Genomic DNA, 25467 nt, shown 5'->3' on the forward strand with positions numbered 1-25467 from the left:
GGCGCAAGGGGTGGCGGAATTCCCGCGTACCCCACTCAAGAACCCCGGTCTGCCGGGGTTTTTTTACGGCCCGGGCACGCAGTTGTTTTATGCTCCCGCAACACTCGCGGCAGGATGCACATCCATGAAATCGATGAAGATCGCCAATATTGGCGAGATCCGCAACGAACTCAACAAGTACAAGAAGGGCAAGAAACTCGATATCCATCAGTTCAACCAGGTCGCGCGCCTGGCCTGGCTCGGCAAGATCGTGATGCAGCCGCTGGATCTGGAGGATGCCGAGTGCAAGTCCTTCCTGGTCTACATCCAGGAGCCGGAAGAGCTGGCCGCGCACTTTCTCGACACCGATCAGGAGCTGTCCGGCGGCATCCATATCATCGATGGCGAGCAGGCCATGGCCATGGTCGAGATCATGCGCAGTGGGGTCGAGGAGCGTGCCAAGCTGTACGAGGATCTCTCGCGCAGTGACTTCTATTTCCGTTACTTCTACCAGCCCGGCCAGGAGGACAAGGCGGACGATCCCGCTGCCGGCCAGGACAAGACCGAGGGCTGACACTTGGTCGCATCGACGGTGACCCCGGAGTGGATCGATGCCGGGGCTCGCTCCGCCGAGGAACTCCACGCGCTGTATGCGGGGCTGGCGAGCATGACCTCGCCGGACGCCCCCCCGCGCGTACTCTGGACGCACGCCCGCGAGCCACATATTTCGGTCGGCGCCAGCCAGGATGCTGCGTCCGATCTGGACCTTGCGGCCTGTGCGGAGCAGGGCGTCCCGGTGGTGCGGCGCCCGCTGGGCGGTGGCTCGGTCTGGGTGGATGCCGATCAGGCCTGTTTCTTCCTGATCCAGCCGCGTCATGTCCTCGCTCGGGGGCATCGCCACTTGTTCGCCATGGGCCTGGGCATTGCGATGGATGTCCTGCGCGAGCTTGGGCTGGAGGGCGTGGAGGCGCGGGGTCAGGATGTCTGGGTCCAGGGGCGCAAGATCATGGGCACCGGCGCGGCCACGCTCGACGAGGGCTGCGTTTTCGGGGCCAGCTTCCTGCGGCACTTCCCGGTCGAGCGTTTTCTCGCCTGTGTCCATGCCCCTAGCGAGGGCTACCGCGACTGGCTGCGCCCGGCGCTGGAGACCGGCATGACGGATTGCGCCCGTCAGTGCCCGGAGCCGCCCGAGCCCGCGCAGGTCGAGGCCGCCCTGCGCGCGGTCCTGGAGCGCCGTTTCGGCGTGCCGGTGCGGGTGATCGAGCCGGACCAAGACACCATCGAACAGTGGCTGGCGGCCGGGCGCGAGGAGCTCGAGGATCTGGCCGACGGGCAGGGATCGCCTGCAGTGCGCGACGGGATTCGGGTGAACCGCGACAACCACGTGTTCGAGACCCGCGGGGCCTGTGGGCGCCTGCGCCTGCACGTCGAGGGCTCGCACATCGCACGGGTCTGGTGCGAGGACCCGGCGACCACCGCCATCCTCGAGGAGCACCTGATTGGCGAGTCCCCGGAGCGCTTGCGCGTGCGCTCGCGCCTGAACGGCCAGCTCGACGCCCGCATGGTCGACGAGATCAGTGCCCGCATCGACGGGCTCTATCGCGGAATCGCGGCGGCCTGACCCGCCCATTCCGTTACCCACGAACGCCGGAGATGCCGTATGTCCGAACCGACGATCGAACGCCGCCTGGAGAAACGCGTCATCCTGATGACGCAGGATGCCGGCTTGACCGAGCGCATGCAGGCCCAACTGCCGCAGGGCTGGCAGTTGCACCGGGTGACCGACCTGGATGAGCTCGGTCCGTGGAACGAGATCCTGCTGTATCGCTTCCTGCTGCTGGATCTGGACGAGATCGAGGCCTTCGACCCGCTGGACGTGATCCGGATGCTGCGCATGGAATACCAGATCAATCTTCCGGTATTCTGCTTCGGCGGGGATCAGGACATCCAGGACGAGATGCGCCTGGCCCGCGCCGATCGTTTCTTCGGGCGCGAAGAAATGATCGACAAGCTTCCCGAGTTCATTCGCCAGTACGACTGGTAACGGGCCCCGGTCCGGCCCGAGGGTCGGACGCAGCGTTACAGGGAGATCGTGGCATGGAACCCATCATCCGGGTGCGCGAGCTGTACAAGGTCTTCGGGCCGAACCCGCAGGAAGGCCTGCGCCTGATCGAGGACGGGCTGGACAAGGACACCATCTTCGAGCGCACCGGCAACACGGTGGGCGTGAAGGACTGCAACCTCGATATCGCCGAGGGCGAGATCTTCGTGGTGATGGGGCTGTCCGGATCGGGCAAGTCCACCCTGGTGCGCCTGCTTAACCGCCTGATCGAGCCCACTGCGGGCACCGTGGAGGTCCGTGGGCGTGACGTCACGCGTATGAGCCAGCGCGATCTGATCCGGTTGCGCAGCGAGGATCTGGCGATGGTGTTCCAGTCTTTCGCCCTGATGCCGCACAAGACCGTGATCGACAACGCCGCGCTGGGTCTGGAGATCGCCGGGGTCGGCCGCACCCGGCGCCGTGAACGCGCCCAGGAGGCCCTGGACCAGGTGGGTCTCAAGGCCCATGCCCGCAGTTATCCGGATGAACTTTCCGGCGGCATGCAGCAGCGCGTGGGCCTGGCCCGTGCGCTGGCCACCGACCCCTCGATCATGCTGATGGACGAGGCCTTCTCGGCGCTGGATCCGTTGATCCGCACCGAAATGCAGGACCGCCTGCTGGACCTGCAGCGCGAACACCGACGTACGGTCGTGTTCATCTCCCACGATCTCGACGAGGCGATCCGGATCGGGGATCGCATCGCCATCATGCAGGGGGGCGAGGTGGTGCAGGTCGGTACGCCGAAGGAAATCATCACGCACCCAGCCAACGAATACGTGCGCTCGTTCTTCCACGGCGTGGACATCACCCAGGTATTCCAGGCCTGCGACATCATGGACAGCGAGAACATCCCGGTACTGGATGCCGATACCACGGCCGGTGAGGCGCGCAACCGCATTGCCCACGTGCCGGGTAACGAGGCCGTGATCGTCGATGCCGGCGGGCGCTTCCAGTCCGTCGTCCAGGCCAAGCGTCTGGGCGAGCTTACCCTGGATCGCGCCGCCAGCGAGGTCGCGGTGGAGGTGGAGGCGGTCCCCGAGGATACGGCGTTGGCCGACCTGCCGCGGCGTGCTGCGCAGAGCCCGGTATCCATCCCGGTGGTGGATGGCGAGGGCCGGTTCCGCGGCCTGGTAACCCTGCAGCGCCTGGTCGAGGCCCTGGACCGCAGCCGCAACGCGGCCGCCGCGAACGGAGATTACTGACATGGAGGGGCGCATCAATATCCCGGTGGGCGACTGGATCGAGAGCGGAGTCGACTGGATCCTCGATAACCTGGAGCCGGCGCTGGACGGTATTGCCTGGTTCCTGGGGCTGCTGACCAATTCCTTCGAGGGGGCCTTGCTCGCGATCCCCGCCTGGCTGCTGGTGCTGGTGCTGGTGGGGCTTAGCTGGTGGCGGGTCAGCTGGCGCTTCGGCATCTTCGCCATCGTGGCGCTGGGCCTGATCCTCGGGATGGACCTGTGGGAGCCCACCATCAAGACGTTGTCGCTGGTGCTGGCGGCCACCGCCGTGGCGCTGGCGATCGGTATGCCGGTCGGGGTCGCGATGGCGCGCAGCGACTGGCTCGAGGCCTCCATCCGCCCGGTGCTGGATCTGATGCAGACCATGCCGCCCTTCGTCTACCTGATCCCCGCCGCAATCTTTTTCGGGCTGGGCACGGTGCCCGGCGCGATCGCCACGGTGGTGTTCTGCATGCCGCCGGTGGTGCGTCTGACCAATCTCGGCATCCGCCAGGTAAACCGCGAGCAGATCGAGGCCGGGCTGGCCTTCGGTTGCAATCGGCGCCAACTCCTGACCAAGATTCAGTTGCCTCTGGCGATGCCGTCGATCATGGCCGGCATCAACCAGACCATCATGCTGGCGCTCTCCATGGTGGTGATCGCGTCGATGATCGGTGCCGGCGGGCTTGGCAACACCGTGCTCACCGGTATCCAGCGGCTCGATGTCGGGCTGGGGTTCGAGGGCGGCCTGGGGGTCGTGATCCTCGCCATCCTGCTCGACCGGATCACTCAGAGCGTAGGACTGCGGCGCAAGGCGAGCAGTTGACCGGCCCTCGCGTCGCGCTATCCGTTTCACTCGAAGGAAGGAGTAGCACGATGAACAAGACACTGACTTCAACCCTGCTGGGCGGCGTGCTGGCCGCCTCCATGGGGCTCTCCACGGTCCAGGCTGACGATCTCCAGATTGGCTGGACCGCGTGGTCCGACGCCGAGTTCGTGACCCGGCTGGCGGAACGCGTCATCGAGGACGAGATGGGCTACTCGGTCGATCTGATTCAGACCGATATCGCCCCGCAATACCAGGGCCTGGCCTCCGGCGACATCGACATGATGCTGATGGCCTGGCTGCCAGGGACCCACGCCGACTACATGGAACGCGTGGGGCAGGACGTGGTGAATCTTGGGCCGCTGTACGGAAACGCCCGCCTTGGCTGGGTGGTGCCGGACTATATCCCCGAGGACGAGCTCGGTTCCATCGAGGACCTGAAGAAGGACTCCGTGCGGGACAAGCTGAATGGCCGCATCACCGGGATCGACCCGGGCGCGGGCCTGACGCGGCTGTCGGAAGAGGCCATGGAGACCTACGGCCTGGATGGCTACAACCTGCAGATCTCCTCCGGGGCGGGCATGACCTCCGCGCTGGAACGCGCCATCCGTCGTGACGAGTGGATCGTGGTGACCGGCTGGAGCCCGCACTGGAAATTCGGCGCCCATGATCTGCGTTACCTCGAAGACCCGGAAGGGGCCCTGGGCAGCTTCGAACGGATCCATGCCCTGGCGCGTGAAGGCTTCGCCGAGGAGTACCACGACGTGGCGATGATGATCTCGCGTATGCACCTGGATCTCGAGGTCCTGGAAGACGCGATGTTCTACGCCCAGGAAAACTCCTACGCGGAGGCCGTGGATCGCTTTATCGAGGACAACCCGAAGTACGTGCAGTACTGGGTGACCGGCGTGATCGACTGATCACCGCAGGCCATGGCCATGCCCGAAAGCCCCGCTCCGGCGGGGCTTTCTTCGTCTGGGGCCCCGACTCCATTGTTAACCACGAAGCGCACGAAAATAACAAGAAGGGCCAAGGCGGTTGCACCACGGAGGACATGAACCGCACGCAGAAGCCCGATTCGGGGGCGGGCGACGGGTCATTCGGAACACCTTGTCGGCATTCTCCGATCACCATGAAGACGCCCCTCCCTCGGCATCCCGGAAACCGCGCAGCGGTTATCCGGGATCGCCACTGCTGGAGATCACCCGGACGTCCGGGGGCTCGCCCGGGAGATCCCGGCTCTCCGCTTCGCTGCGGCCGGGATGACGAGAGGGTATGCGGCCGGGGATGATGAGGGGCGTGCGGCCGGGATGACGAGGGAGTATGAGGCCGGGGATAACGAGGGGGTATTTGGCCGGGGATGGCGGGGGCGTGTGGCAGGAGATGGCAAGGGACGGTTGTGGCTGGACCCGAAACGCGAAAGGCCCCGGGCAGGTTGCCGCGGGGCCTTTCGCTGTTGCCGTCCCCGATGGAGCGGGGCCGCGCTAGCCGGACTGGATCAGCCGATCCAGGCGTGTTCCAGCACGTCGATGCGGACCTTCTCGTGGAAGGTCTCGCCATTGCCCTCGATCACCAGGTCGCCAATGCGGGTGCCGGCGGTGTCGTAGCTGAACTTGCAGTCGAAGGTGCCCGGCAGGGACACGCTGCCCTCGCACAGGGTCTCGCCTTCCACGGAGAACGAGCACTGGGCGCTGCCGGAGCCGTTCAGCACGGCCTGCAGCCGGAATTCCTCGTTGACCGGACGACGGTAGAAGTTCGGGTCGCGGTTCGGGTTGTACTGCAGGTTGTTCAGCTTGACGAGCTTGACAAGTTTCATACCGGGTCCTCTATTGAAGCGCTGAATCCGAGTGACGGGCGCATCCGCAAGACCAACCCCGCAGCCGTGGGGCGTTTGGTTCATGCAAGTGCGCAGGTTCGATAGAATAGAAACAGAGAATGATACAACAAAGCCTGCGGGAACACGATTGGCGGCCCGCCCAACGCGCAGCAGGGTAACGCCGCCCCCGCGCATACACCAGTCCCGGCCCCGCGGTCAGTCCCGACCGCGCGGTCGACATCGGAGATCCCATGAAGAACCTGATCAACCGCATCCGCGGTGTGGAACGCGACGTCATCGAGAAACCGGGGGACGCGGGCGACGCCCCGTTCTACAAGCCCCAGCGCGACGAGATCGAGATCTTCAAGGCGGCTTACTCGAAGCGCCTGCCGGTGATGCTCAAGGGGCCGACCGGTTGCGGCAAGACCCGCTTCCTGGAGCACATCGCCCACGTCCTGGGCCAGCCGCTGGTGACGGTGTCCTGCCACGAGGACCTGACCAGCTCCGACCTGGTCGGTCGCTTCCTGCTGGAGGGCGAGGAAACCGTCTGGCAGGACGGCCCGCTGACGCGCTCGGTCAAGGAGGGTGCGATCTGCTACCTCGACGAAATCGTCGAGGCGCGTACCGACACCACCGTGGTGATCCACCCGCTGACTGACCACCGCCGCCAGCTTCCGCTGGACAAGAAGTCGCAGATCATCGATGCGCATGAAGACTTCATGCTGGTGATCTCCTACAACCCGGGCTATCAGACCGTATTGAAGGACCTGAAGCCCTCCACCAAGCAGCGCTTCGTCGGTATCCACTTCGACTACCCGGAGGAGGATGTCGAGCGCGAGATCGTGGCCAAGGAATCCGGTGGCCTGGACGCCGATCGCGTGGAGAAGCTGGTCGCCGCCGGGCGCAAGGCGCGCGCGCTGAAGGACCACGGTCTGGAAGAGGCCACCTCCACCCGTGCGCTGGCCTATGCCGGCGAACTGATGCAGGCGGGTTTGAGCCCGCGTGTCGCCTGCCGCGCCGCGATGATCGCCCCGATCACCGATGACCCCGAGCTGATCCAGGCACTGGAGGAGATCTTCGACGCCCACTTCCCCGAGTCCGAAGCCGCGTGAGTGACCCCGCGACTCAAGGCGGCGCGAAACCGGAGGCGGAAGAACTCGTCGAGATCGAGGAGATCCTCCAGCACCTGGAGGACATCAGCTTCGTCGCGCACCGCGATACGAAGGAGGCCCTGCCGGCAATCCGTCCGTTCGGGGCGACCATCGCGCGGCGCTGGATCGAGACCGCGCGCGACCTGTTCTTCCATGACCGCGAGGCCGGCAAGAGCTTCATGCGCCATTCGGCCCGACTTGCCGAGCACATGCAGACGGTGGAGCTGTGGCTGGAGCAGGCTGCGCGCTTTCAGGAGTGGGTGAACTCCAATTACGCCCTGGAAGGCTTCATGGCGCAGGCCGACCGGGTGTACGCGGAGTGGGGCGAGGCCGGTGAGCGCGAGTGGGCCGAGATCGGCCTGCGCTGGTGCGCGCGCAGCCTGCCGGATGCCCGGGCCTATTTTGAGGCCCCATTCGACAAGCTCTCGGGCGGGCGCGGCATCGAGGGCCTGCGCGCCCTGATCGAGCCGGCCGAAAAGCTGTTCGACGAGCGTGGTCTGACCCTGGACGCCTACCTCGAGGGTGCCCCGATCGCGCGCAACCTGGTCGGTGACGCGGGGCTGCTTTCCTGGGCGCGGCGCGGGGCGGACTTGCTGAAGGCCGGGCGCTCGCGCGGCGAGGCCTATTTCCGCCTGGAGAGCGACGAGAGTCTGAAGCTCCTGCTGGAGGCGCTGCCGGGCTTCCGCCCGCGGATGAACGGGCGCTTCCTGCGCCTGGTGCTGATGGCCTGGCTGGATGCCGACATCCCGCTGGCCGACTCCAGCTGGAAGCCGGGCGAGGGCCGCCCGATGCTCGAGACCGACGGGCGCCGCCTGTTCATGCCGGCCGTGATGGACTCCCGCGAGGAGGCGATCGTCGCCACCCAGCACGCGGCCGCGCATCTCGCCTTTGATACCTACGCGCAACCCGACGTCGAGCGCCTGTTCGAGCGCGCCGGCGCCGAGCATCCGCCGCTGGACGACAAGTCGCGCATCACCTGGCGCCCGTTGTTCGCTCAGTTCGAGGCGCGCATGTTCAGCTTCCAGGTCCTGTTTGACCTGGCCGAGGATCTGCGCGTGAACACGCGCCTGGCCCCGCGCATCCCGAACTTCCTGTCGCGCCTGGTGGAGCTTGCCCGGGCCCACGAGCGTCCGGAGGGTGCGGCCGGCATCTATTACGACTTCGCCCTGCGCGCCCACGAGGCCCTGCTGCGCGGCGAACCCCAGGACCCGCGCCTGGCGCGCATGCTGGAGCCGGACGCCGATATCGTCACTGCGTGGGCCGTGGGCGAGGAACTGTTCGCCGACGATACCTTCCCGGACATCACGATTGAGGAGCGTGCCGAGGCCTACCTGCCGGGGTTGTCGCTGAACCAGTCGCTGCCGGTCTACCCGCAGCGCAAGCGCGATGGCAGCCTGGCCGACTTCCGCGATCACGAGGCCCACGACGAGCACAAGCTCGAGCACCAGAAACAGGAAGAACAGCCGCAGCAGGCCCCGGAACAGGCGCAGAAGGACCCGGACGCGGATATCCAGACCCCGCAGCAGGAGACTTCCGGTACTGGCGGGCGCATCGGCACCGGCATACCGCAGCCGGCCCAGGTGGCCAAGCGCGGCGTACCCTATACGCCACGGAAGGACGGCATCCCGTATCCCGAGTGGGACTACCGCGAACAACGCTACATCTCCGACTGGGTGAACCTCTACGAGCGCGTGCTGGACGACGAGAACCCGGAGCTGGCGGCGACCATCCTGTCGGAGAACGCCGACACCCTGAAGCGTCTGACCCGCGGCCTGGAGATGCAGCGCCCGATGCGCCTGGCGCCACAGCGCAAGCAGCTGGACGGCGACGAGCTGGATACCGAGGCGGTGATCGACTACATCGCCGACAAGAAGGCCGGGCTCTCGCCCAAGGCCTTCATCTACCGCCGCCGCGCGGTGCAGCACCGCGACACCTCGGTGCTGATGCTGGCGGACATGTCCACCTCCATCATGGCGCGCCACCCGAGTGGGCAGGGCAAGATCGTCGACCGCATCCGCGAGGGGATGATGCTGTTCGCCGAGGCGATCGAGAAGGTCGGCGATCCCTACGCGCTCGCCGGCTTTGCCTCCAAGCAGCGTGACCAGGTCAACTACTACTGGTTGAAGGATTTCAACGAGGACTTGAACGACACCGTGCGCGCCCGCATCGCCGGGGTGTCCGGGCGCCTGGCCTCGCGCATGGGGGCGGGCATCCGTCACTCGCTGGAGGCGTTCAAGCGCAACTCCAGCCAGCGCCGCCTGTTGCTGATCCTCACCGACGGGCGCCCGGCTGACTATGACGACGGCGGTGACCAGCGCTATCTGCACGAAGACACCCGCATGGCGATGAAGGAGGCGGTGGATGCCGGTATTCACCCCTTCTGCATCACCCTGGACCCGTCCGGGTCCGAGTACCTGCCGGCCATCTTCGGCCCCGGGCACTACACCATCATCGACCACGTGGACGAGCTGCCGCGCCGTCTGCCCGAGATCTACCTGAGGCTGCGCCAGTGAATGCCACCCCCGAAGCCATCGATCAGGACGCCACAGCCCCGGGGTCGGAGCGCGCTCCGGCCCGGCGCCACGCGACCCTGCTGCATGCGCCGCGCTATCGCGGGCACAGCTACGGCGACAACCACCCGCTGGGTATCCCGCGCGTCTCGCTGACCCTCGACCTGATCGAGGCCTATGATGCGATCACTCCCGGGGAGATGGCCGTTACGCGCAAGGCGCAGCCGGCCGAGCTCGAGTGGTTCCACACCCGCGAGTACGTCTCCGCGATGCAGCGGGCCGAGGCCCTGGGCAAGGTCTTCCAGCGCTACCGCGACCGCCACAACATCGGCAACTTCGAAAACCCGTTCTTCGTCGGCTTCTTCGCCACCCCGGCCACTGCCACCTTCGGTTCCATCCAGGGCGCCGAGGTCGTGCTGGGCGGGCAGATGGCCTTCAACCCGGCCGGCGGCATGCACCACGCCGCCCCCGACCAGGCGCGCGGTTTCTGCTACTTCAACGACCCCGCGCTCGCGATCCTGCGCCTGCGCCAGGCCGGTCAGCGTGTGCTCTATCTAGACATCGATGCCCACCACGGCGACGGCGTCGAGGCCGCGTTCATCGATGACCCGGATGTCCTCACCGTCTCCCTGCACATGGACACCGAATACGGCTATCCCTTCGAGGGCGGCCGCATCGAGGACACCGGTCCGCTCGGCAACGCCGTGAACGTGCCGCTGCCGAAGGAGACCAACGACAGCGAATTCCGCGCCGCCTTCACCCGGGTCTGGGGCGCGGTGCTTGATCGCTGGCGGTCGGACGTGATTGTCGTCCAGGCCGGCACCGATGCCCTGCTGCCGGATCCGCTCGGCAAGTTCGGCATCTCCACGCAGTGTTTCCTCGCCTGCATCGACGACGTGATCGAGACCAGCCCGCGCCATGCGGATGGCACGCCGAAGCTGCTGGTCCTCGGTGGTGGCGGTTATCACCCCCTCGCGCTCGCCCGCTGCTGGACCGGCGTCTGGGCCCTGCTGACCGGTCGCGAACTCCCCGCCGCGATCCCCGCGGCCGGCCAGGCCTTGCTGCGCGAGGTCGACTGGGACATGGACGAGGAAGAGGCGTGGTACGCGAACCTGTTCGTCTCCCGCCTGGACGCCGACCGTTCCGGCCCCGTGCGTCCCGAACTCGAGGACCGCCTGGAGCGGCTTTTCCATACACACCCGCTGTTGCGCGGGTAGTGAAGAGACGCTGACCCATCACCGGCCCGTGACTGCGGGCACACACGATACCGAGCCTGGATTGCGGCTCCGCGTCTCCTGGGGCGCCCATCGGGTGTAAAGCTTTCCGACGGGGTTTCGGGCCGTTTTCCCGAAAAATGTCGGAATGGTTTACACGAGGCCCTTCACGGTGAATCGGGTTTGAGAAGAAATCCCGATCAAACAGGGTCTTATCGGCTTTGGCGTGTGTCTTGCTTCGTAGTTGCTCGAGAGGGCGAAAGGCGCCCTGAGCGGCCAAAAGGCCGGGAGCCGGAGGTGAGTGTGATGCGCAAGTGGTGGAGTAAGCAGGTGGTGGTGCTAGCGGGCGTAATGCTCGCAGGCTCGGTGGCGAACGCGGCCATTATCGAGCTTCCGGACGTCGACGAGACCTATGACGGGATCCCGGTCGCCATTCAGTACAACGATTTCTATTCTTACTCCGGCTCGTTGCTGAACCAGTGGGGCTTCCTGTCGCAGGCCAACTACACCGGGCAGGGCACCGGCACGCTGGACCTGATTGTGGGCACGGGTGCGGGTGGTCAGAACAATCAGGGTATCGGGCCCGACGGCAGCTACAATTTCGAGGACCCCATGCCCTTGCCGGGTGGCGGTACGACCGACTTCACTGGTGACTGGGGGCTGGGCACCCAGGCCAACGGGCCTGTGCTGGTGGACAACCTCCTGGCGTACCTGGATGCGATTAACCCGGGGGCCACAATCCCCACGTTCATCTTCGATCACAACCAGACAGGCTCAGCCCCCGATCTGTGGGTCCAGGCCGAGGTCTTTATCTACGACCCCGTCACCGGGGAACGCGTGGCTCGCTGGATCTTTGACGACGGCAATGGCGGCCCGGTTCTCTCGCCCGGCGACGTCCAGGTGGTTGGCGATTCGGGCGAGGTGTACGAGGCCGATGCCAACAAGGGAAGCGGCAAGCTGGACTACATCGTGTTTGCCCCGACCATGGATCTCGGCCTGTTCTCCGGCGAAGGCTATCTGTTCGGGATCGATTTCTTTATGGACGACCTGAACAATGGCTTCGAGGAGCTCTATCTCAGCGGTCGGTTCGCCACCACGACCGAGGTTCCGCTCCCTGGGCCGGTCTGGTTGATCGGGCTTGGGCTCGTGATGCTGGGGGCCTTCCGCCGCTATCGGCATTCGGCCCCGGGCCTGTAGCCTCCGCTGCTTTCCTCTGCCGCCCCCTGGCTTCCGGCTCGGGTCGGCCTCTGCCCCGCGCCCTGGCACATGCCAGGGCGCGGCTGTTTGTGCGGCCGTACAATGCCGCCGGTAGTGGCCCGCTCGCGTTGCGGGTTTTCGCAAATCCCGTCCGCTGACGTACGATTCTCCCCCACATCGGGTGGGTGAGGGTTCGGGGCATCCCGGAATCCGTCACCTGGGGCCCGCGACCAATCGAGGAGACGCATGCAGCCCGTGCAGAAACTGATACCCGGATACGCCAATGCCAAGGCGACGCGTCGTTACGCAGAGCAGTTCGTGTCCGAGGGCAAGGCCGCCGAGGGGCATTACAGCGAGTTCTCGCGCGCGAAGATGCGCCTGTCGAGCCTCGGGATCGGCACCTTCGGCGGGGCAGCCACCGCCGAGGTCGACGCGCAGATCTCCGCGATCGTTGCGCGTGGCCTGGCCGAGGGCGTCAACGTGGTCGATACCGGCGCGCACTACCGCTACGGCCGGTCGCTAGCCGCGGTGGGGGCCGGCGTGCATACCGCGCTGGAGGCCGGGGTTGCGCGCGAGGCGATGTTCCTGATCTCCAAGGGCGGCTTCCTGACCCTGCGCGGTGGGCCTCCGGACGATATGGAGGCCTGGTTCCAGCGCGAGATCGAGGCCCAGGGCATGGGCACGAAGGATGATCTGGCCAAGGGCGCGCATCTGCTGACGCCGGAATACCTCCACTACCAGATGGAGCTGTCACGCTCGCTGATGGGGGTGGAGACGCTGGACGCGTTCCTGATCGACCAGCCCGAGGTGCACATCCACGAGATCGGCAAGGAGCCGACCAACCGCAAGCTGGAGCCCGTGTTCGAGATGCTGGAGCGGGCGGTACTCGAAAAGAAGATCCGCACCTACGGCATCTCCACCTTCGAGGGCTTCCGCGAGGAGACCGACGCGGTGGTGTTCCAGTCGCTCACCTCCATGCAGGGCCTGGCCGAACGCGCCGCGCAGACGGTGACCGGCGACGACCATGCGCGGCACCACTTCAAGATCGCCATGCTGCCGTTCAACCAGGTGATGCTGGAAGGCTTTACCCGCTTCAACACCGCGACCGGGCAGGGCAATGTGGCCAGCCCGCTGCAGGCCGCTCACCAGCTGGAGGTGTACATGATCGCCTCGCACTCCATGCTGAAGGGGCATCTGGCGAAGCAGTCGGTGGAGGTGGTCGAGCAGCAACTGGCGGGCCTGCCCAACCCGGCGCAGCGCGCGTTGCAGTTCAACCGCTCCACGCCGGGTCTGGGCACCTCGCTGGTCGGCATGAGCACGCCGGAGCATCTGGACGACATGCTGGCGGTGATGCGCGAGCCGATGATGGACAAGAAGGCCTATCTCGGCATGTTCAAGAAGGCCGAGGAGGAATAACCCCGGCGCCATCTTTTACCTCCTGTCATTGCGAGGAGCGCAGCGACGAAGCAACCTCCGTCCGGAACCACCGGATTCTGGATTGCGGGCGCGCTGCAAGCTTCAGGAGATTGCTTCGTCGCTGCGCTCCTCGCAATGACGGGCGACTTCGAATTTGTTCCGTATTGAATCGAAATCCACAAGGTCCGAGCCCATGCAGGTTGATCTGAAGGCCCTCGAATTCCCCGCGATCCAGCGTCTGCTGGAGCGACTGACTGCCACGCCCTATGGCGCCGACGCCGCGCGCGGGCTGGAACCGGCGCCGAATCTGGATGCGGCGCGGGCGCTGCAAAAGGCGGTGACCGTCGCACGCCAGCGTCTGGATGCCGGCACGCTGCCCCGGCTGGGCCAGCTGCCGGATGTGCGTGCCGCGCTGCGCCAGGCGGCCAACCCCGGTTCGGCCTTGCCGGTACAGGCCCTGCACAATCTCCAGGTCATCATGCGCCAGGCCCGTGAACTGGCGGATCAGTTGGCCGACACCCCGGAGATCTATCCGGCGGATCTGAACAAGCTGTACCCACCCGAGGCACTGGAACAACGCCTGGCTGCCTGCCTCAACCCTGGCGGCTCGCTGCGCGAAGATGCCAGCGCCGAGCTGGTCGAGGCCTTCGGGCAGCGCGGGCGGCTGCGTGACGAGGTCGAGGCGGTGGTGAAAAAGCGCCTGGCGGACTCCGATCTTGCGCAGAAGGGCGAGGATGCGCTGAAGGTGCAGTGGCACCAGGAGCGCGCGGTGATGGTGCTGCGCGGCGACGCGGCCGGGGCGGTCAAGGGTGTGCGTCGGGGCACCGCGATGGGGGGGCGTGACCAGATCGTGGAGCCGATCGAGGCGGTCCCGTTGAACAACCAGCTCGATACGGTCAACAGTCAGATCAACACCGAACAGCAGCGTCTGTTGCGCGAGCTGACCGATGGGGTGCGCCAGCATGGCGAGCCGTTGGACCTGATGCTGACCGCGCTGACCTGGATTGATCTGGCCTCGGCCGCCGCACAGCTTTCGGCGCAGATGAATGCCCATGCCCCGAGGCTGGAGCCCGAGGCCGGCGTGGAGCTGATCGAGGCCTACCACCCGCTGCTGCTGTTGCAGTTCGCCGAGGGGAACGGCCCGCAGCCGGTTCCCCTGTCGATTCGCCTGGATGGCGAGCAGCCGCTGTTGCTGATTACCGGCCCGAACACCGGCGGCAAGACGGTCGCGCTGAAGACCCTGGGCCTGCTGGTCACCATGGCCTGGTGCGGGCTGCATATCCCGGCCGAGCAGGACTGTCGCATCGGCCGTTTTGATCGGGTCATGGTCGATGTCGGTGATCACCAGAGCCTGTTCCACCATCTGTCGACCTTCGCCGGACATGTGGAGGTGCTCAAGCGGATCCTCGACCATGCGGGTTCCGAAAGCCTGATCCTGCTGGACGAGCTGGGTACCGGTACCGACCCCGATGAAGGTGCAGCCCTCGCCATGGCGATGCTGGACGAGCTGCGCGCCCGCGGTACGCGCGGGATCGTGAATACCCACCTGGCACCGCTGAAGGACTACGCGGCGCAGCATGCGGGCATCGTGAATGCCTCGATGCAGTTCGATGCGGACACCCTGTCGCCCACCTACCGGCTGCTGATCGGCGAGCCGGGGGTCTCCTTCGGGTTGACCATCGCCGAGAAGAACGGCCTGCCACCGCAGCTGGTGGCGCGGGCCCGCGAGCATTTCGCCGAGCTGCCCACCGCGCAGGCCGGGGGCGAGCACAGCTGACCTTGCCGCGCCCGCTCGGTTTGACGTCGGGGCCGCCCAAAAAGATCGCCACGTCGCTGCGCTCCTCGCGATGACGGTGCTCGCAACCCCGTCATTGAGAGGCCCCGCCAGGGGCCGTGGCAATCTCGCGGGACCGGCAGGCCGGCGAGGTCAGCCAGCCCCGTTTGCAGGTGGCTACATCGCTGGCTCCTCGCGACGTCTGCCGCGTGCCCATCCGCTTTATGGCGTGAAATGGGGGCGATTTCATATTAGAATGGTGGGCTATTTTGATTTGTGGTGCGTGATCGCCCGACGATCGTGCACAAGCCCCCGGTAAGGAAGTCGACCACCATGTCCGAGTCCGCAAGCTCCGCCACCGCCATCACCGGCGCCGAAATCTTCTGTCGCAGCCTCCAGGCCGAGGGCGTCGAAGTCGTATTCGGGTATCCCGGTGGTGCGGTACTGCACATCTATGATGCGCTGTACCGGCAGGACAAGGTCTCCCATGTGCTGGTGCGCCACGAGCAGGGTGCGGTGCACGCGGCCGAGGGCTATGCCAAGTCCTCCGACAAGCCGGGCGTAGCCCTGGTCACCTCGGGCCCCGGCGCGACCAACGCGATTACCGGGATTGCCGATGCCTACATGGATTCGGTGCCGCTGGTGGTGTTCACCGGCCAGGTGCCGACCAGCATGATCGGCAACGACGCCTTCCAGGAAGTGGATACCGTGGGGATCACGCGTCCCTGCGTGAAGCACAACTTCCTGGTCAAGGACGTGAAGGACCTGGCGTCCACGATCAAGAAGGCCTTCTACGTGGCGACCACCGGGCGTCCCGGCCCGGTGGTGGTCGATATCCCGAAGGACGTGACCGCCGATACCTGCGTGTTCGAGTACCCGGAGAGCATCCACATGCGCTCCTACAACCCGACCACGAAGGGGCATACCGGCCAGATCCGCAAGGCGGTGGACCTGATCCTGTCGGCCAAGCAGCCGATGATCTACACCGGCGGCGGCGTGATCCTGGGGCGTGGCTCCGAGGCCCTGACCGAGTTCACCCGCCAGCTGGGCTATCCGATCACCAACACCCTGATGGGGCTGGGTGGCTATCCGGCGTCGGACAAGCAGTTCCTGGGCATGCTGGGCATGCACGGCACCTACGAGGCCAACATGGCCATGCACCACGCGGATGTGCTGATCGCCATTGGCGCGCGCTTCGATGACCGCGTGACCGGCAACATCGAGAAGTTCTGTCCGCATGCGAAGATCGTGCACGTGGATGTCGATCCGTCCTCCATCTCCAAGAACGTGAAGGTGGACGTGCCGATCGTCGGCGAGGTAGAGCCGGTGCTGCGCGAACTGATCAAGGGCCTGAACGAGGCCGGCGGCAAGCCGGACGCCGAGGCCCTGGCCACCTGGTGGAAACAGATCGCGGAATGGCAGGCGCAGGACTGCCTGAAGTACGACCAGACCTCCGGGCTGATCAAGCCGCAGTACGTGGTGCAAAAGTTCTGGGAACTGACCGAGGGCGATGCCTACGTGACCTCCGATGTCGGTCAGCACCAGATGTGGGCGGCGCAGTTCTATGGTTTCGACAAGCCCAATCGCTGGATCAACTCCGGTGGCCTGGGCACGATGGGCGTGGGTCTGCCGTTTGCGATGGGCGTGCAGTTCGCGCATCCGGAGGCGACGGTGGGCTGCATTACCGGCGAGGCCAGCATCCAGATGTGTATCCAGGAGCTGTCGACCTGCTTCCAGTACCAGCTGCCGCTGAAGATCCTGAACCTGAACAACCGCTACCTGGGCATGGTCCGGCAGTGGCAGGAGTTCTTCTATCAGGGCCGCTACGCCATGTCCTACATGGATGCGCTGCCGGACTTCGTGAAGCTGGCCGAGGCCTATGGCCACGTCGGTATCCAGATCACCCAGCCGGGCGACGTCGAGGGCGCGATCAAGGAGGCCCTGGCGCAGAAGGACCGCCTGGTGTTCATGGACTTCATTACCGACCAGTCCGAGAACGTGTATCCGATGATCCCGGCCGGTGCCGGCCAGAACGAAATGATCCTGGTCTGAGCCGGGTACAGGGAAGAGCCGTATGCGTCATATCATTAGTGTCCTGCTGGAAAACGAATCCGGTGCCCTCTCGCGGGTGGCCGGGCTGTTCTCCGCACGGGGTTACAACATCGAGTCACTGACTGTCGCGCCGACCGACGACCCGTCGCTGTCGCGCATGACCATCGTCACCAGCGGTTCCGACGAGATCGTCGAGCAGATCACCAAGCAGCTGAACAAGCTGATCGACGTGATCAAGCTGCTGGACATGACCGCCTATCCGCACATCGAGCGCGAGATGGCGCTGGTCAAGGTGCGTGTGCCGGAGGCCGCCGAGCGCGAGGAGGTCAAGCGCCTGGCGGATATCTTCCGCGGCCGGATCATCGACGTGGCCCATGACAGCTACGTGATCGAGATCACCGGCGAGGGCTCCAAGCTGGACGCCTTCCTCGTGGCCCTCGACGCGTTTACTGTCCTGGAGGTCGTGCGCTCCGGCGTGATGGGCATCGCCCGGGGCGACGTCGCCCTGCAAATCTGAATCCCCGGGCCCGGCCCCCGTTGCGGGGGCGGGGCTCGTTTGTTTGCCATGGGCCCCGCTGGGGGCTGATATCAAGGAAATTGCGATGAATCTTTACTACGACAAAGACGCCGATCTCTCCATCATCAAGGGCATGAAGGTGGCCATCATCGGCTACGGTTCGCAGGGCCACGCCCATGCGAACAACCTGAAGGACTCCGGCGTGGACGTGACCGTCGGCCTGCGCGAAGGCTCCAGCTCGCGCGCCAAGGCCGAAGAGGCCGGCCTGACGGTGGCCGATGTCGATGCCGCGACCGCCGGCGCCGACCTGATCATGGTGCTGGCCCCGGACGAGTACCAGGCCGCGCTGTACCGCGATGTGCTGGAGCCGAACCTGAAGCAGGGCGCGACCCTGGCCTTCGCCCACGGCTTCGCGATCCACTACAACCAGATCGAGCCGCGCAAGGACCTGGACGTGATCATGATCGCGCCCAAGGCCCCGGGCCACACCGTGCGTTCCGAGTTCGTGCGTGGCGGTGGCATCCCCGATCTGATCGCCATCCAGCAGGACGCCTCCGGCAAGGCGCGCGATATCGCGATGTCCTACGCCTCGGCGATCGGCGGCGGGCGTACTGGCATCATCGAGACCAGCTTCAAGGACGAGACCGAAACCGACCTGTTCGGCGAGCAGGCCGTGCTGTGTGGGGGTGCCGTGGAACTGGTCAAGGCGGGCTTCGAGACCCTGACCGAGGCGGGGTATGCACCGGAGATGGCCTACTTCGAGTGCCTGCACGAGCTCAAGCTGATCGTCGACCTGATGTACGAGGGCGGCATCGCCAACATGAACTACTCGATCTCCAACAATGCCGAGTACGGCGAGTACGTGACCGGCCCGAAGGTGATCAACGAAGAGTCGCGCTGGGCCATGCGCGAGGCCCTGCGCAACATCCAGAACGGCGAGTACGCCAAGCAGTTCATCCTGGAAGGCGCGATGAACTACCCGTCGATGACCGCCAACCGACGCCTGAACGCCGCCCACGAGATCGAGCAGGTCGGCGAGCGTCTGCGGTCCATGATGCCGTGGATCACGGCCAACCAGCTGGTCGACAAGTCCCGCAACTGATGCGAGGCCCTGCGATGGACATTCCGGTCTGTCGCAGGGCGTCCTCTCTCTCGAGCACCCGATGCTGTTTCCGCTAGCTCCCGAAGGCCGTCTGTTCGTCATCATCGCCGCGTGGATGACGGTGATTACGCTGCTGGTCGGGGAGGCGGAGCTGGGCCTGTTCATGGTGATCCTCACCGTGGCCCTGATGGGGCTGTTCCGGAACGTGCGGCGCAAGGCCCCGGCACCGGCCCTGGGCGTGATCGCTCCGGCCGATGGCACGATCGAGTCGATTACCGAGACCCGGGATCCGTTTACGAAAAAGCCGGCGGTCTGCATCCGCCTGCGTCAGCGCCGCCTGGGCGAATACAACGTGCACGCCCCGCAGGAGGCCGAGATTCGCGAACGGGTCTGGCCCGGCAAGGAGACCGACGAGGTGCCGGATGCCCAGCTGGAGGGGCGTCTGGCCTATGCGCTGGAGACCGACGAGGGCACCCGGCTGACCCTGGCACTCAGCGTCGATCACTGGCCCCGCATGGTGCGCATGCAGAACAACGTCCCCGGCAACCGCCTGGGACGCGGCAAGCGCATGGGCTTCGCCGGCTTTGGTGGTACCTTCGAGGTCTGGCTGCCGGTCGGCGCGCAGGTGATGGTCGAGCCGGGGCAGCGGGTCCTGGCGGGTTCGGCCTTGCTCGGCGGGTTACCCGAATCCGAGGCGACCGGGGACGACGAGAGCGCGGCGGAGGTGCTGCAATGAGTGCAGGGGACGAAGGCGACCGACGGACGGATCCCGAGCCGGACTACATCGAGGGCGAGGATACCGTCGCCGACGACCAGCCGCCCCATCGCCGGCGCCGGCGCGGGGTGTATCTGCTGCCCAACCTGTTCACCACCGGGGTGCTGTTCTCCGGATTCTTCGCCATCGTGTCCGCAATCAATGGCGAATACATCACCGCCGCCATCGCGATCTTCGTGGCCATGGTGCTGGACACCCTGGACGGCCGCGTCGCGCGCATGACCGATACCCAGAGCGAGTTCGGCGCGCAGTACGACTCGCTGTCGGATCTGGTGTCCTTCGGTGTGGCCCCGGCGCTGGTGGTCTACCTCTGGCAACTGCACGACCTCGGCAACTTCGGCTGGGTGGCGGCGTTCTTCTTTGCCACCGCCGCGGCCCTGCGCCTGGCGCGCTTCAACAGCCGGCTCGCGGTCAGCGACAAGCGCTTTTTCCAGGGGCTGCCAAGCCCCGCCAGCGCCGCGATCCTGGTGGGCATGGTCTGGGTGCTGGAGGACTGGGGCATCCCGGCGGAGCTGGCCGACCCCTATCTGGTGGGCATCTTGGTGGTCACCGTGCTCGCCGGGGCGGCGATGGTCAGCAACCTGACCTACTTCAGCTTCAAGGACATGGACTTCAAGCATCGGGTGCCTTTCCTGGCGATCGTCGGGGTGGTGCTGGCGCTGATGCTGCTGGCCCTGGATCCGCCCAAGGTCCTGCTGGCGGCCTTCGTCATCTATGCCCTGTCCGGGCCGCTACTGACCCTGGAGCGCTGGCGCCGGCATCGTCGCCGGGCGCCGTCGGGGGAGTAACCGCGTGTCGCTGTCGGTGCGCCAGCGCCGCATCCTCGCGGACATGGGCATTCCGGTGTGGCGCTCGCGCATCGCGCTGGAGGACAAGACCGAGGCTGCGGCGCCTCCGGCGGAATCCACCTTTGTGGCGGGCGAGCACGCCGAGGTCGTGGATGCCAAGGCGCCGGACGCCGCGGTCGATACCCTGGACTGGGAGGCCCTGGAGGCGCGGGTGCGCGGCTGCCATGCCTGCGCCGAGCTGGCCCGCGAACGCACGCAGACCGTGTTCGGGGTGGGCGACCCGCGCGCGCGCTGGCTGTTCGTTGGCGAGGCCCCGGGTGCGGAAGAGGACCGCCGTGGCGAGCCCTTTGTGGGTCGTGCGGGGCAGCTGCTGGACAACATGCTGCGGGCGCTGGGCCTGGACCGGAGCCGCGACGTGTTTATCGCCAACGTGTTGAAGTGCCGCCCGCCCGGGAACCGTGACCCGAACCCCCAGGAGTCCGCGGCCTGCCGCGGGTTTCTCGATCGCCAGATCGAACTGATCCAGCCAGAGGTCATTGTGGCGCTGGGGCGTGTAGCGGCCCACGCCTTGCTGGCGACGGACGAGCCTCTCGGTCGGCTGCGTGGCACGGAGCAGCGCTACCAGGGCGTTCCTCTGGTCGTGACCTACCACCCGGCCTACCTGCTGCGAAAGCCGGGCGACAAGGCCCGTGCCTGGCAGGACCTGCAGCGCGCCCGGACCTGTCTGTCAAAACCGCTCACTGATTGAGGGATTGGGAACCTTGACCGAGTCGCAGGGTTCCGAACCAACGATACCTCGCCCCGTCCTTTCCTTCACTGCTGCTGGAGAAGCCTGCGTCATGAGTGCCGAACCCCGCGTCCAGCCCGAGTTGCGCCGCATGCAGGTGGCGGATGTGGAAGGCGTGATGCGCGTGGAGCGCGAGGCCTATGCGTACCCCTGGACCGCCCGCATCTTCGAGGACTGTCTTCGGGTGGGTTACGACTGCTGGGTGCTGGCGGTGGATGGTCGCCAGGTGGGGCATAGTGTACTGACGGTGGCCGCCGGCGAGGCCCACCTGCTCAACCTTACGGTGGACCCGCGCTGGCAGGGCAACGGGCTTGGCCGTTTCATGGTCCGTCGCCTGTTTGACTATGTCTGCAGTCAGGATGCAGAGGCGTTGTTCCTCGAGGTGCGCCCATCCAATGTGGCGGCGGTGCAGCTCTACCGCTCCGAGGGCTTTGAGCATATCGGTACCCGTCCGCGCTATTACCCGCTCCCCAGCGGCCGCGAGGATGCCTGGGTGCTGACGCGTCGCTGCGCCGCACCCGCCGGGGCATGATGTGTCGGTTCGGCGCCGGAGTGTGAAGTCAGTCACAGCGTCGGGTGCAAAATCCGTAACCCGGTCGGGTTTTGCCGCCTTGGGTTCTCGTCCCGGGACCTCCGCGTTGTGACGGTCACCCCCCGGGTCTATGATCGAACTCGGTATTGGCCCCGACTCCGGATGAGGTAACCCATGTCCCGATCCCTACGTGCATTGTTTGTTTCGCTCCCCCTGGCGCTGCCGCTCCTGGCTACCGGAGGGCTTGCCCATGCCCAGCAGGCCTTCGGCTACGACGAGGCCGAGCGCCAGCAGGAGCTGCTGGAAGTCTGGTACGAGATCCGTGAAAGCAACGCACAGAAGGGCAATACGGCGGCGATGTTCGACGTGGGCATGGCGAACTACGCCGGGCGCGGCACGGCGGTGGATTACGATCAGGCCCTGCGCTGGTTTGCTCGCGCTGCGGATGCCGACCACGCCAGTGCGCATTACTATCTGGGTTACCTCTTCGCGACTGGCAAGGGCACCGCGGCCGACGCCGAACGCAGTCACGAACACTACTCCCGCGCGGCAGAACTGGGTCATGCCGATGCCCAGTACTGGCTGGGCAGCCATCTGGCCAATGGCGAGCAGGATCCGACCGCCGCACTCGAGTGGTTGGGCAAGGCGGCAGATCAGGGACTGCCTGCCGCGCAGTATTATGTGGGGCTGATGCACGAGAATGGTCAGGGCACCTCGCGTGATCCGGCCGCCGCCGCGCGCTGGTATACCGCTGCAGCGGAGCAGGGCTACCGGCATGCCCAGATCGGGCTGGGTCGCCTGCACCAGAACGGTCGCGGGGTCGAACGTGATCTGGTGCAGGCGCATGTCTGGTACAGCATGGCGGACGACCGGGAACGCCTGGCCTCGCTGGAGACTCGCATGAACAACCGTGACCTGGTGACTGCCCAGGGGCGCCTCAAGGAACAGAACGCCGCGCTTCAGGCGGCCTCGGCGCGCTGATCGGGCAGCGCCGGAACCCATGCAAACGGCCCCGTTTTTCGGGGCCGTTTGCATGTTGGGCCCCCGGAAAGATGAACCGGGCCCGCGCTTTCGCGTTAAACTGACGGGCTTGATTCAAGCGGCCCGTATTCATGTCCTTTATCGAGGAAACCCGCCGACGCCGGACCTTCGCGATCATTTCGCACCCGGACGCCGGCAAGACCACCATGACCGAAAAGCTCCTGCTGTACGGCGGCGCGATCCAGCTCGCCGGTACGGTCAAGGGGCGCAAGTCAGCGCGCCATGCCACCTCCGACTGGATGGAGATGGAGAAATCGCGTGGCATCTCGGTCACCTCTTCCGTCATGCAGTACCCGTACAAGGGCCGCATGGTGAACCTGCTGGACACCCCGGGACACGCGGACTTCTCCGAGGACACCTATCGCACGCTGACCGCAGTGGACTCCGCGCTGATGGTGATCGACGCCGCCAAGGGTGTCGAGGAACGGACCATCAAGCTGATGGAGGTCTGCCGGCTGCGCGATACGCCGATCATGACCTTTGTGAACAAGATGGACCGCGAGGGCCGCGATCCGATCGAGTTGCTGGACGAGGTCGAGGAAGTGCTGAAGATCCAGTGCGCCCCGATCACCTGGCCGATCGGCTCGGGAAAGCGCTTCCGTGGCGTCTATCACCTCCGCCGCGACGCGGTGCATCTGTACGACCCCGAAGAGGGCGGCAAGAAGTCCACCGGCGAGATCATCGAGGGCCTGGACAACCCGCGCCTGGACGAGGTGCTGGGGCCGCAGGCCGGGGAGCTGCGCGAGGAACTGGAACTGGTGCAGGGCGCCTCGCACGCATTTGACCCGGAGGCCTACCTGAGCGGCGCGCAGACCCCGGTGTTCTTCGGCTCGGCGATCAACAACTTCGGGATCGAGGAGCTGCTGGACGACTTCGTCGAGTATGCTCCGGGCCCGTTGCCGCGCCCGACCCACTCGCGCAAGGTAGAGCCGACCGAGGAGAAGTTCACCGGCTTCGTGTTCAAGATCCAGGCGAACATGGACCCGAACCACCGCGACCGCATCGCGTTCATGCGCATCTGCTCGGGCACCTTCGACAAGGGCGCCAAGTTGCGCCACGTGCGCATCGGGCGCGACGTGAAGATCCCGGACGCGCTGACCTTCCTGGCCTCCGACCGCGAGCACGTGGAGACCGCCTATCCCGGCGACATCATCGGCATCCACAACCACGGCACCATCCGCATCGGGGATACCTTCACCCAGGGCGAGGACCTGACCTTCACCGGTGTGCCGAACTTCGCCCCGGAGCTGTTCCGCCGCGCGCAGTTGAAGGACCCGCTGAAGATGAAGCAGCTCGCCAAGGGGCTGCAGGAGCTGTGCGAGGAGGGTGCGACCCAGCTCTATCGCCCGTTGACCAACAACGACCTGATCCTGGGGGCGGTCGGCGTGCTGCAGTTCGAGGTGGTCGCCGAACGCCTGCGCACCGAGTACAAGGTGGAGGCACAGTTCGAGAACGTGAACGTCCAGACGGCGCGCTGGGTCGAAAGCGATGATCCGAAGAAATTCGACGAGTTCAAGGAGAAGGCGGCGACCAACCTGGCCATCGACCACGGCGGCGATCTGGTCTATATCGCCCCGACCCGGGTCAACCTGCAGATGGCGCAGGAGAAGTGGCCGGAGATCCGCTTCCAGTCGACCCGCGAGCACGGCCAGCCGACGGAGTAACCTCCGCGCTCCTAACTACTCCCTCGGCGCGCGGGACATTGGCCCGTCATTGCGAGGAGCGAAGCGACGAAGCAATCTCCCGTGGGCTATCGGATCTAGCTGGGGTGCGAGCTTCTGGAGGGTGCCGCGGCGCCTTCGGCGCCTCGCAATGACGTTGCATCTGGCCTGCGCAGGAGGTTTGCATGGCGTTGAATTTCCGATGGACCCCGGCCCTGGTGGTTGTAGTGCTGGCGCTGGGCGTTGGTGCCTGTTCGGTGCACAAGACCGAGACCCGGGGTGACGGGCCCGAGCCGCGTCCGGGCACGGTCGAGCAGATGAACCCGTTCCTGCATTTTCTCGAGAGCCGCCCGACACCCGCGGAATTCGGGCGCGTCTACCCCGACGTGATGCTGGTGCTGCCCGGCGACATCGTGACCCAGGAATACCGCACCGATCACAGTCGGTTCTTCGCCGATCTGGACGACGACGGCCGGATCCGTGGCGGCGAGTTTCGCTGATCCCGCGATGCTGCAAATCTCCAACAGCGTGAGCGTCCCCGAGCACGAGATCGAGCTGATTCCGATCCGTGCCCAGGGGGCTGGCGGCCAGAACGTCAACAAGGTCGCTTCGGCCATTCACCTGCGCTTCGATATCCGCGCCTCCGGCCTGCCCGATGTCTACAAGGAACGCCTGCTGCGCCGCCGCGATCAGCGCATCAGCAAGGAGGGCGTGATCGTCATCAAGGCGCAGCAGTACCGTACCCAGGAGGCCAATCGCGAGGACGCGCTCGAACGCCTGGCGGAGCTGCTGCGCGAGGCGGGCCGCCCGATCAAGGCGCGCAAGGCCACGCGGCCGACCCGCGCATCCAAGCTGCGCCGCCTGGAGGGCAAGACCCAGCGCGGCCGCAAGAAGGCCCTGCGCGGCCGCGTCGACCCGGACTGATTCACTTCTCGGTTCACCACGAAGCGCACGAAGCAATGGAGGAATTCAAGGGCGTATTCAGCACGGAGGACAAGGAGAAATTCG

General features: G+C 66.0%; 24 protein-coding genes. 23 read left to right on the plus strand and 1 reads right to left on the minus strand.

Going from position 1 to position 25467, the window contains the following annotated elements; translation table 11 throughout:
- Positions 1–124: 124 nt before the first annotated feature.
- From G333_RS0111805 to G333_RS0111830, 6 genes are read left to right on the plus strand one after another with little or no spacing between them, the layout of a single operon-like run.
- On the plus strand, positions 125–553 hold the full coding sequence (locus G333_RS0111805) for a hypothetical protein (RefSeq protein WP_018143994.1): 429 nt from the start codon (positions 125–127) through the stop codon (positions 551–553).
- A gap of 3 nt (positions 554–556) precedes the next feature.
- Positions 557–1600, plus strand: coding sequence for a lipoate--protein ligase family protein (locus tag G333_RS0111810; RefSeq protein ID WP_018143993.1), 1044 nt, complete (start codon positions 557–559; stop codon positions 1598–1600).
- A 39-nt stretch (positions 1601–1639) separates the two neighbouring features.
- A complete protein-coding gene (locus G333_RS0111815) occupies positions 1640–2023 on the plus strand; it encodes a hypothetical protein (protein WP_019628541.1) in 384 nt (127 codons plus the stop codon).
- 53 nt (positions 2024–2076) lie between these two features.
- The gene (gene proV / locus G333_RS0111820; RefSeq protein ID WP_019628542.1) at positions 2077–3282 is read left to right on the plus strand and encodes a glycine betaine/L-proline ABC transporter ATP-binding protein ProV; all 1206 of its coding nucleotides are present in this window, start codon (positions 2077–2079) and stop codon (positions 3280–3282) included.
- Position 3283: 1 nt separating this feature from the next.
- Positions 3284–4126 carry a proline/glycine betaine ABC transporter permease gene (locus tag G333_RS0111825; protein WP_018143990.1) on the plus strand — a complete coding sequence of 281 codons (843 nt, stop codon included), beginning with the start codon at positions 3284–3286 and terminating at the stop codon, positions 4124–4126.
- Positions 4127–4176: 50 nt separating this feature from the next.
- Entirely contained in the window at positions 4177–5046 is an 870-nt protein-coding gene (locus G333_RS0111830; protein ID WP_019628543.1) for a glycine betaine ABC transporter substrate-binding protein, read from the plus strand.
- 578 nt (positions 5047–5624) lie between these two features.
- Here the strand turns inward: G333_RS0111830 and G333_RS0111835 are convergent.
- Positions 5625–5942 (minus strand): hypothetical protein, encoded by a 318-nt coding sequence (locus tag G333_RS0111835; RefSeq protein ID WP_018143988.1) that lies wholly within the window; start codon positions 5940–5942, stop codon positions 5625–5627.
- Positions 5943–6193: 251 nt separating this feature from the next.
- Here G333_RS0111835 and G333_RS0111840 point away from each other — a divergent pair, with 251 nt between their 5' ends.
- The 17 genes from G333_RS0111840 (at position 6194) to arfB (ending at position 25383) form a co-directional block, all read left to right on the plus strand.
- Entirely contained in the window at positions 6194–7054 is an 861-nt protein-coding gene (locus tag G333_RS0111840; RefSeq protein WP_018168425.1) for a CbbQ/NirQ/NorQ/GpvN family protein, read from the plus strand.
- Positions 7051–9606 (plus strand): nitric oxide reductase activation protein NorD, encoded by a 2556-nt coding sequence (locus tag G333_RS0111845; protein WP_019628544.1) that lies wholly within the window; start codon positions 7051–7053, stop codon positions 9604–9606. Before G333_RS0111840 ends, G333_RS0111845 begins: the two co-directional genes overlap by 4 nt.
- On the plus strand, positions 9603–10820 hold the full coding sequence (locus G333_RS0111850; protein WP_019628545.1) for an acetoin utilization protein AcuC: 1218 nt from the start codon (positions 9603–9605) through the stop codon (positions 10818–10820). Before G333_RS0111845 ends, G333_RS0111850 begins: the two co-directional genes overlap by 4 nt.
- A 303-nt stretch (positions 10821–11123) precedes the next feature.
- Positions 11124–12014, plus strand: coding sequence for a PEP-CTERM domain protein (locus tag G333_RS0111855; protein WP_019628546.1), 891 nt, complete (start codon positions 11124–11126; stop codon positions 12012–12014).
- Between the two features lie 246 nt (positions 12015–12260).
- A complete protein-coding gene (locus G333_RS0111860) occupies positions 12261–13430 on the plus strand; it encodes an aldo/keto reductase (protein ID WP_019628547.1) in 1170 nt (389 codons plus the stop codon).
- A gap of 193 nt (positions 13431–13623) precedes the next feature.
- Positions 13624–15207 carry a DNA mismatch repair protein MutS gene (locus G333_RS0111865; protein WP_019628548.1) on the plus strand — a complete coding sequence of 528 codons (1584 nt, stop codon included), beginning with the start codon at positions 13624–13626 and terminating at the stop codon, positions 15205–15207.
- Between the two features lie 330 nt (positions 15208–15537).
- On the plus strand, positions 15538–17256 hold the full coding sequence (gene ilvB, locus G333_RS0111870; RefSeq protein WP_018938863.1) for a biosynthetic-type acetolactate synthase large subunit: 1719 nt from the start codon (positions 15538–15540) through the stop codon (positions 17254–17256).
- A 22-nt stretch (positions 17257–17278) separates the two neighbouring features.
- Positions 17279–17773 carry an acetolactate synthase small subunit gene (gene ilvN, locus G333_RS0111875; protein WP_018143980.1) on the plus strand — a complete coding sequence of 165 codons (495 nt, stop codon included), beginning with the start codon at positions 17279–17281 and terminating at the stop codon, positions 17771–17773.
- Between the two features lie 85 nt (positions 17774–17858).
- Complete coding sequence (gene ilvC / locus G333_RS0111880) at positions 17859–18875, plus strand: ketol-acid reductoisomerase (protein ID WP_018168432.1); 1017 nt, start codon at positions 17859–17861, stop codon at positions 18873–18875.
- A 61-nt stretch (positions 18876–18936) separates the two neighbouring features.
- Entirely contained in the window at positions 18937–19611 is a 675-nt protein-coding gene (locus G333_RS0111885; protein ID WP_018938865.1) for a phosphatidylserine decarboxylase, read from the plus strand.
- Entirely contained in the window at positions 19608–20438 is an 831-nt protein-coding gene (pssA, locus tag G333_RS0111890) for a CDP-diacylglycerol--serine O-phosphatidyltransferase (RefSeq protein WP_018176075.1), read from the plus strand. The genes G333_RS0111885 and pssA overlap by 4 nt, the downstream gene beginning before the upstream one ends.
- Positions 20439–20442: 4 nt before the next feature.
- Positions 20443–21186 (plus strand): uracil-DNA glycosylase family protein, encoded by a 744-nt coding sequence (locus G333_RS0111895; protein ID WP_019628549.1) that lies wholly within the window; start codon positions 20443–20445, stop codon positions 21184–21186.
- Between the two features lie 91 nt (positions 21187–21277).
- Entirely contained in the window at positions 21278–21757 is a 480-nt protein-coding gene (rimI, locus tag G333_RS0111900; RefSeq protein WP_018938867.1) for a ribosomal protein S18-alanine N-acetyltransferase, read from the plus strand.
- 174 nt (positions 21758–21931) lie between these two features.
- Positions 21932–22738 carry a tetratricopeptide repeat protein gene (locus G333_RS0111905; protein ID WP_038031762.1) on the plus strand — a complete coding sequence of 269 codons (807 nt, stop codon included), beginning with the start codon at positions 21932–21934 and terminating at the stop codon, positions 22736–22738.
- A 131-nt stretch (positions 22739–22869) separates the two neighbouring features.
- Complete coding sequence (locus tag G333_RS0111910) at positions 22870–24462, plus strand: peptide chain release factor 3 (protein WP_018143973.1); 1593 nt, start codon at positions 22870–22872, stop codon at positions 24460–24462.
- Positions 24463–24644: 182 nt separating this feature from the next.
- Positions 24645–24959, plus strand: coding sequence for a hypothetical protein (locus G333_RS0111915; protein WP_018951125.1), 315 nt, complete (start codon positions 24645–24647; stop codon positions 24957–24959).
- A 7-nt stretch (positions 24960–24966) separates the two neighbouring features.
- Positions 24967–25383 (plus strand): alternative ribosome rescue aminoacyl-tRNA hydrolase ArfB, encoded by a 417-nt coding sequence (arfB, locus tag G333_RS0111920; protein ID WP_018143971.1) that lies wholly within the window; start codon positions 24967–24969, stop codon positions 25381–25383.
- The last annotated feature ends 84 nt before the right edge of the window (positions 25384–25467 follow it).

The sequence above is a fragment of the Thioalkalivibrio sp. AKL10 genome, from assembly GCF_000381845.1.
In the GTDB taxonomy this organism is placed as follows: domain Bacteria; phylum Pseudomonadota; class Gammaproteobacteria; order Ectothiorhodospirales; family Ectothiorhodospiraceae; genus Thioalkalivibrio; species Thioalkalivibrio versutus.

Bases quoted from the DNA above. Each gene is read 5' to 3' on its own strand.
- G333_RS0111860 (WP_019628547.1), top strand. From the start codon at position 12,261: ATGCAGCCCGTGCAGAAACTGATACCCGGATACGCCAATGCCAAGGCG.
- ilvB (WP_018938863.1), top strand. From the start codon at position 15,538: ATGTCCGAGTCCGCAAGCTCCGCCACCGCCATCACCGGCGCCGAAATC.
- G333_RS0111840 (WP_018168425.1), top strand. From the start codon at position 6,194: ATGAAGAACCTGATCAACCGCATCCGCGGTGTGGAACGCGACGTCATC.
- rimI (WP_018938867.1), top strand. From the start codon at position 21,278: ATGAGTGCCGAACCCCGCGTCCAGCCCGAGTTGCGCCGCATGCAGGTG.
- G333_RS0111830 (WP_019628543.1), top strand. From the start codon at position 4,177: ATGAACAAGACACTGACTTCAACCCTGCTGGGCGGCGTGCTGGCCGCC.
- ilvC (WP_018168432.1), top strand. From the start codon at position 17,859: ATGAATCTTTACTACGACAAAGACGCCGATCTCTCCATCATCAAGGGC.
- G333_RS0111910 (WP_018143973.1), top strand. From the start codon at position 22,870: ATGTCCTTTATCGAGGAAACCCGCCGACGCCGGACCTTCGCGATCATT.
- G333_RS0111835 (WP_018143988.1), bottom strand. From the start codon at position 5,942: ATGAAACTTGTCAAGCTCGTCAAGCTGAACAACCTGCAGTACAACCCG.
- G333_RS0111805 (WP_018143994.1), top strand. From the start codon at position 125: ATGAAATCGATGAAGATCGCCAATATTGGCGAGATCCGCAACGAACTC.
- G333_RS0111905 (WP_038031762.1), top strand. From the start codon at position 21,932: ATGTCCCGATCCCTACGTGCATTGTTTGTTTCGCTCCCCCTGGCGCTG.
- proV (WP_019628542.1), top strand. From the start codon at position 2,077: ATGGAACCCATCATCCGGGTGCGCGAGCTGTACAAGGTCTTCGGGCCG.
- G333_RS0111915 (WP_018951125.1), top strand. From the start codon at position 24,645: ATGGCGTTGAATTTCCGATGGACCCCGGCCCTGGTGGTTGTAGTGCTG.
- G333_RS0111865 (WP_019628548.1), top strand. From the start codon at position 13,624: ATGCAGGTTGATCTGAAGGCCCTCGAATTCCCCGCGATCCAGCGTCTG.
- arfB (WP_018143971.1), top strand. From the start codon at position 24,967: ATGCTGCAAATCTCCAACAGCGTGAGCGTCCCCGAGCACGAGATCGAG.
- G333_RS0111855 (WP_019628546.1), top strand. From the start codon at position 11,124: ATGCGCAAGTGGTGGAGTAAGCAGGTGGTGGTGCTAGCGGGCGTAATG.
- G333_RS0111825 (WP_018143990.1), top strand. From the start codon at position 3,284: ATGGAGGGGCGCATCAATATCCCGGTGGGCGACTGGATCGAGAGCGGA.
- pssA (WP_018176075.1), top strand. From the start codon at position 19,608: ATGAGTGCAGGGGACGAAGGCGACCGACGGACGGATCCCGAGCCGGAC.
- G333_RS0111815 (WP_019628541.1), top strand. From the start codon at position 1,640: ATGTCCGAACCGACGATCGAACGCCGCCTGGAGAAACGCGTCATCCTG.
- ilvN (WP_018143980.1), top strand. From the start codon at position 17,279: ATGCGTCATATCATTAGTGTCCTGCTGGAAAACGAATCCGGTGCCCTC.
- G333_RS0111885 (WP_018938865.1), top strand. From the start codon at position 18,937: ATGCTGTTTCCGCTAGCTCCCGAAGGCCGTCTGTTCGTCATCATCGCC.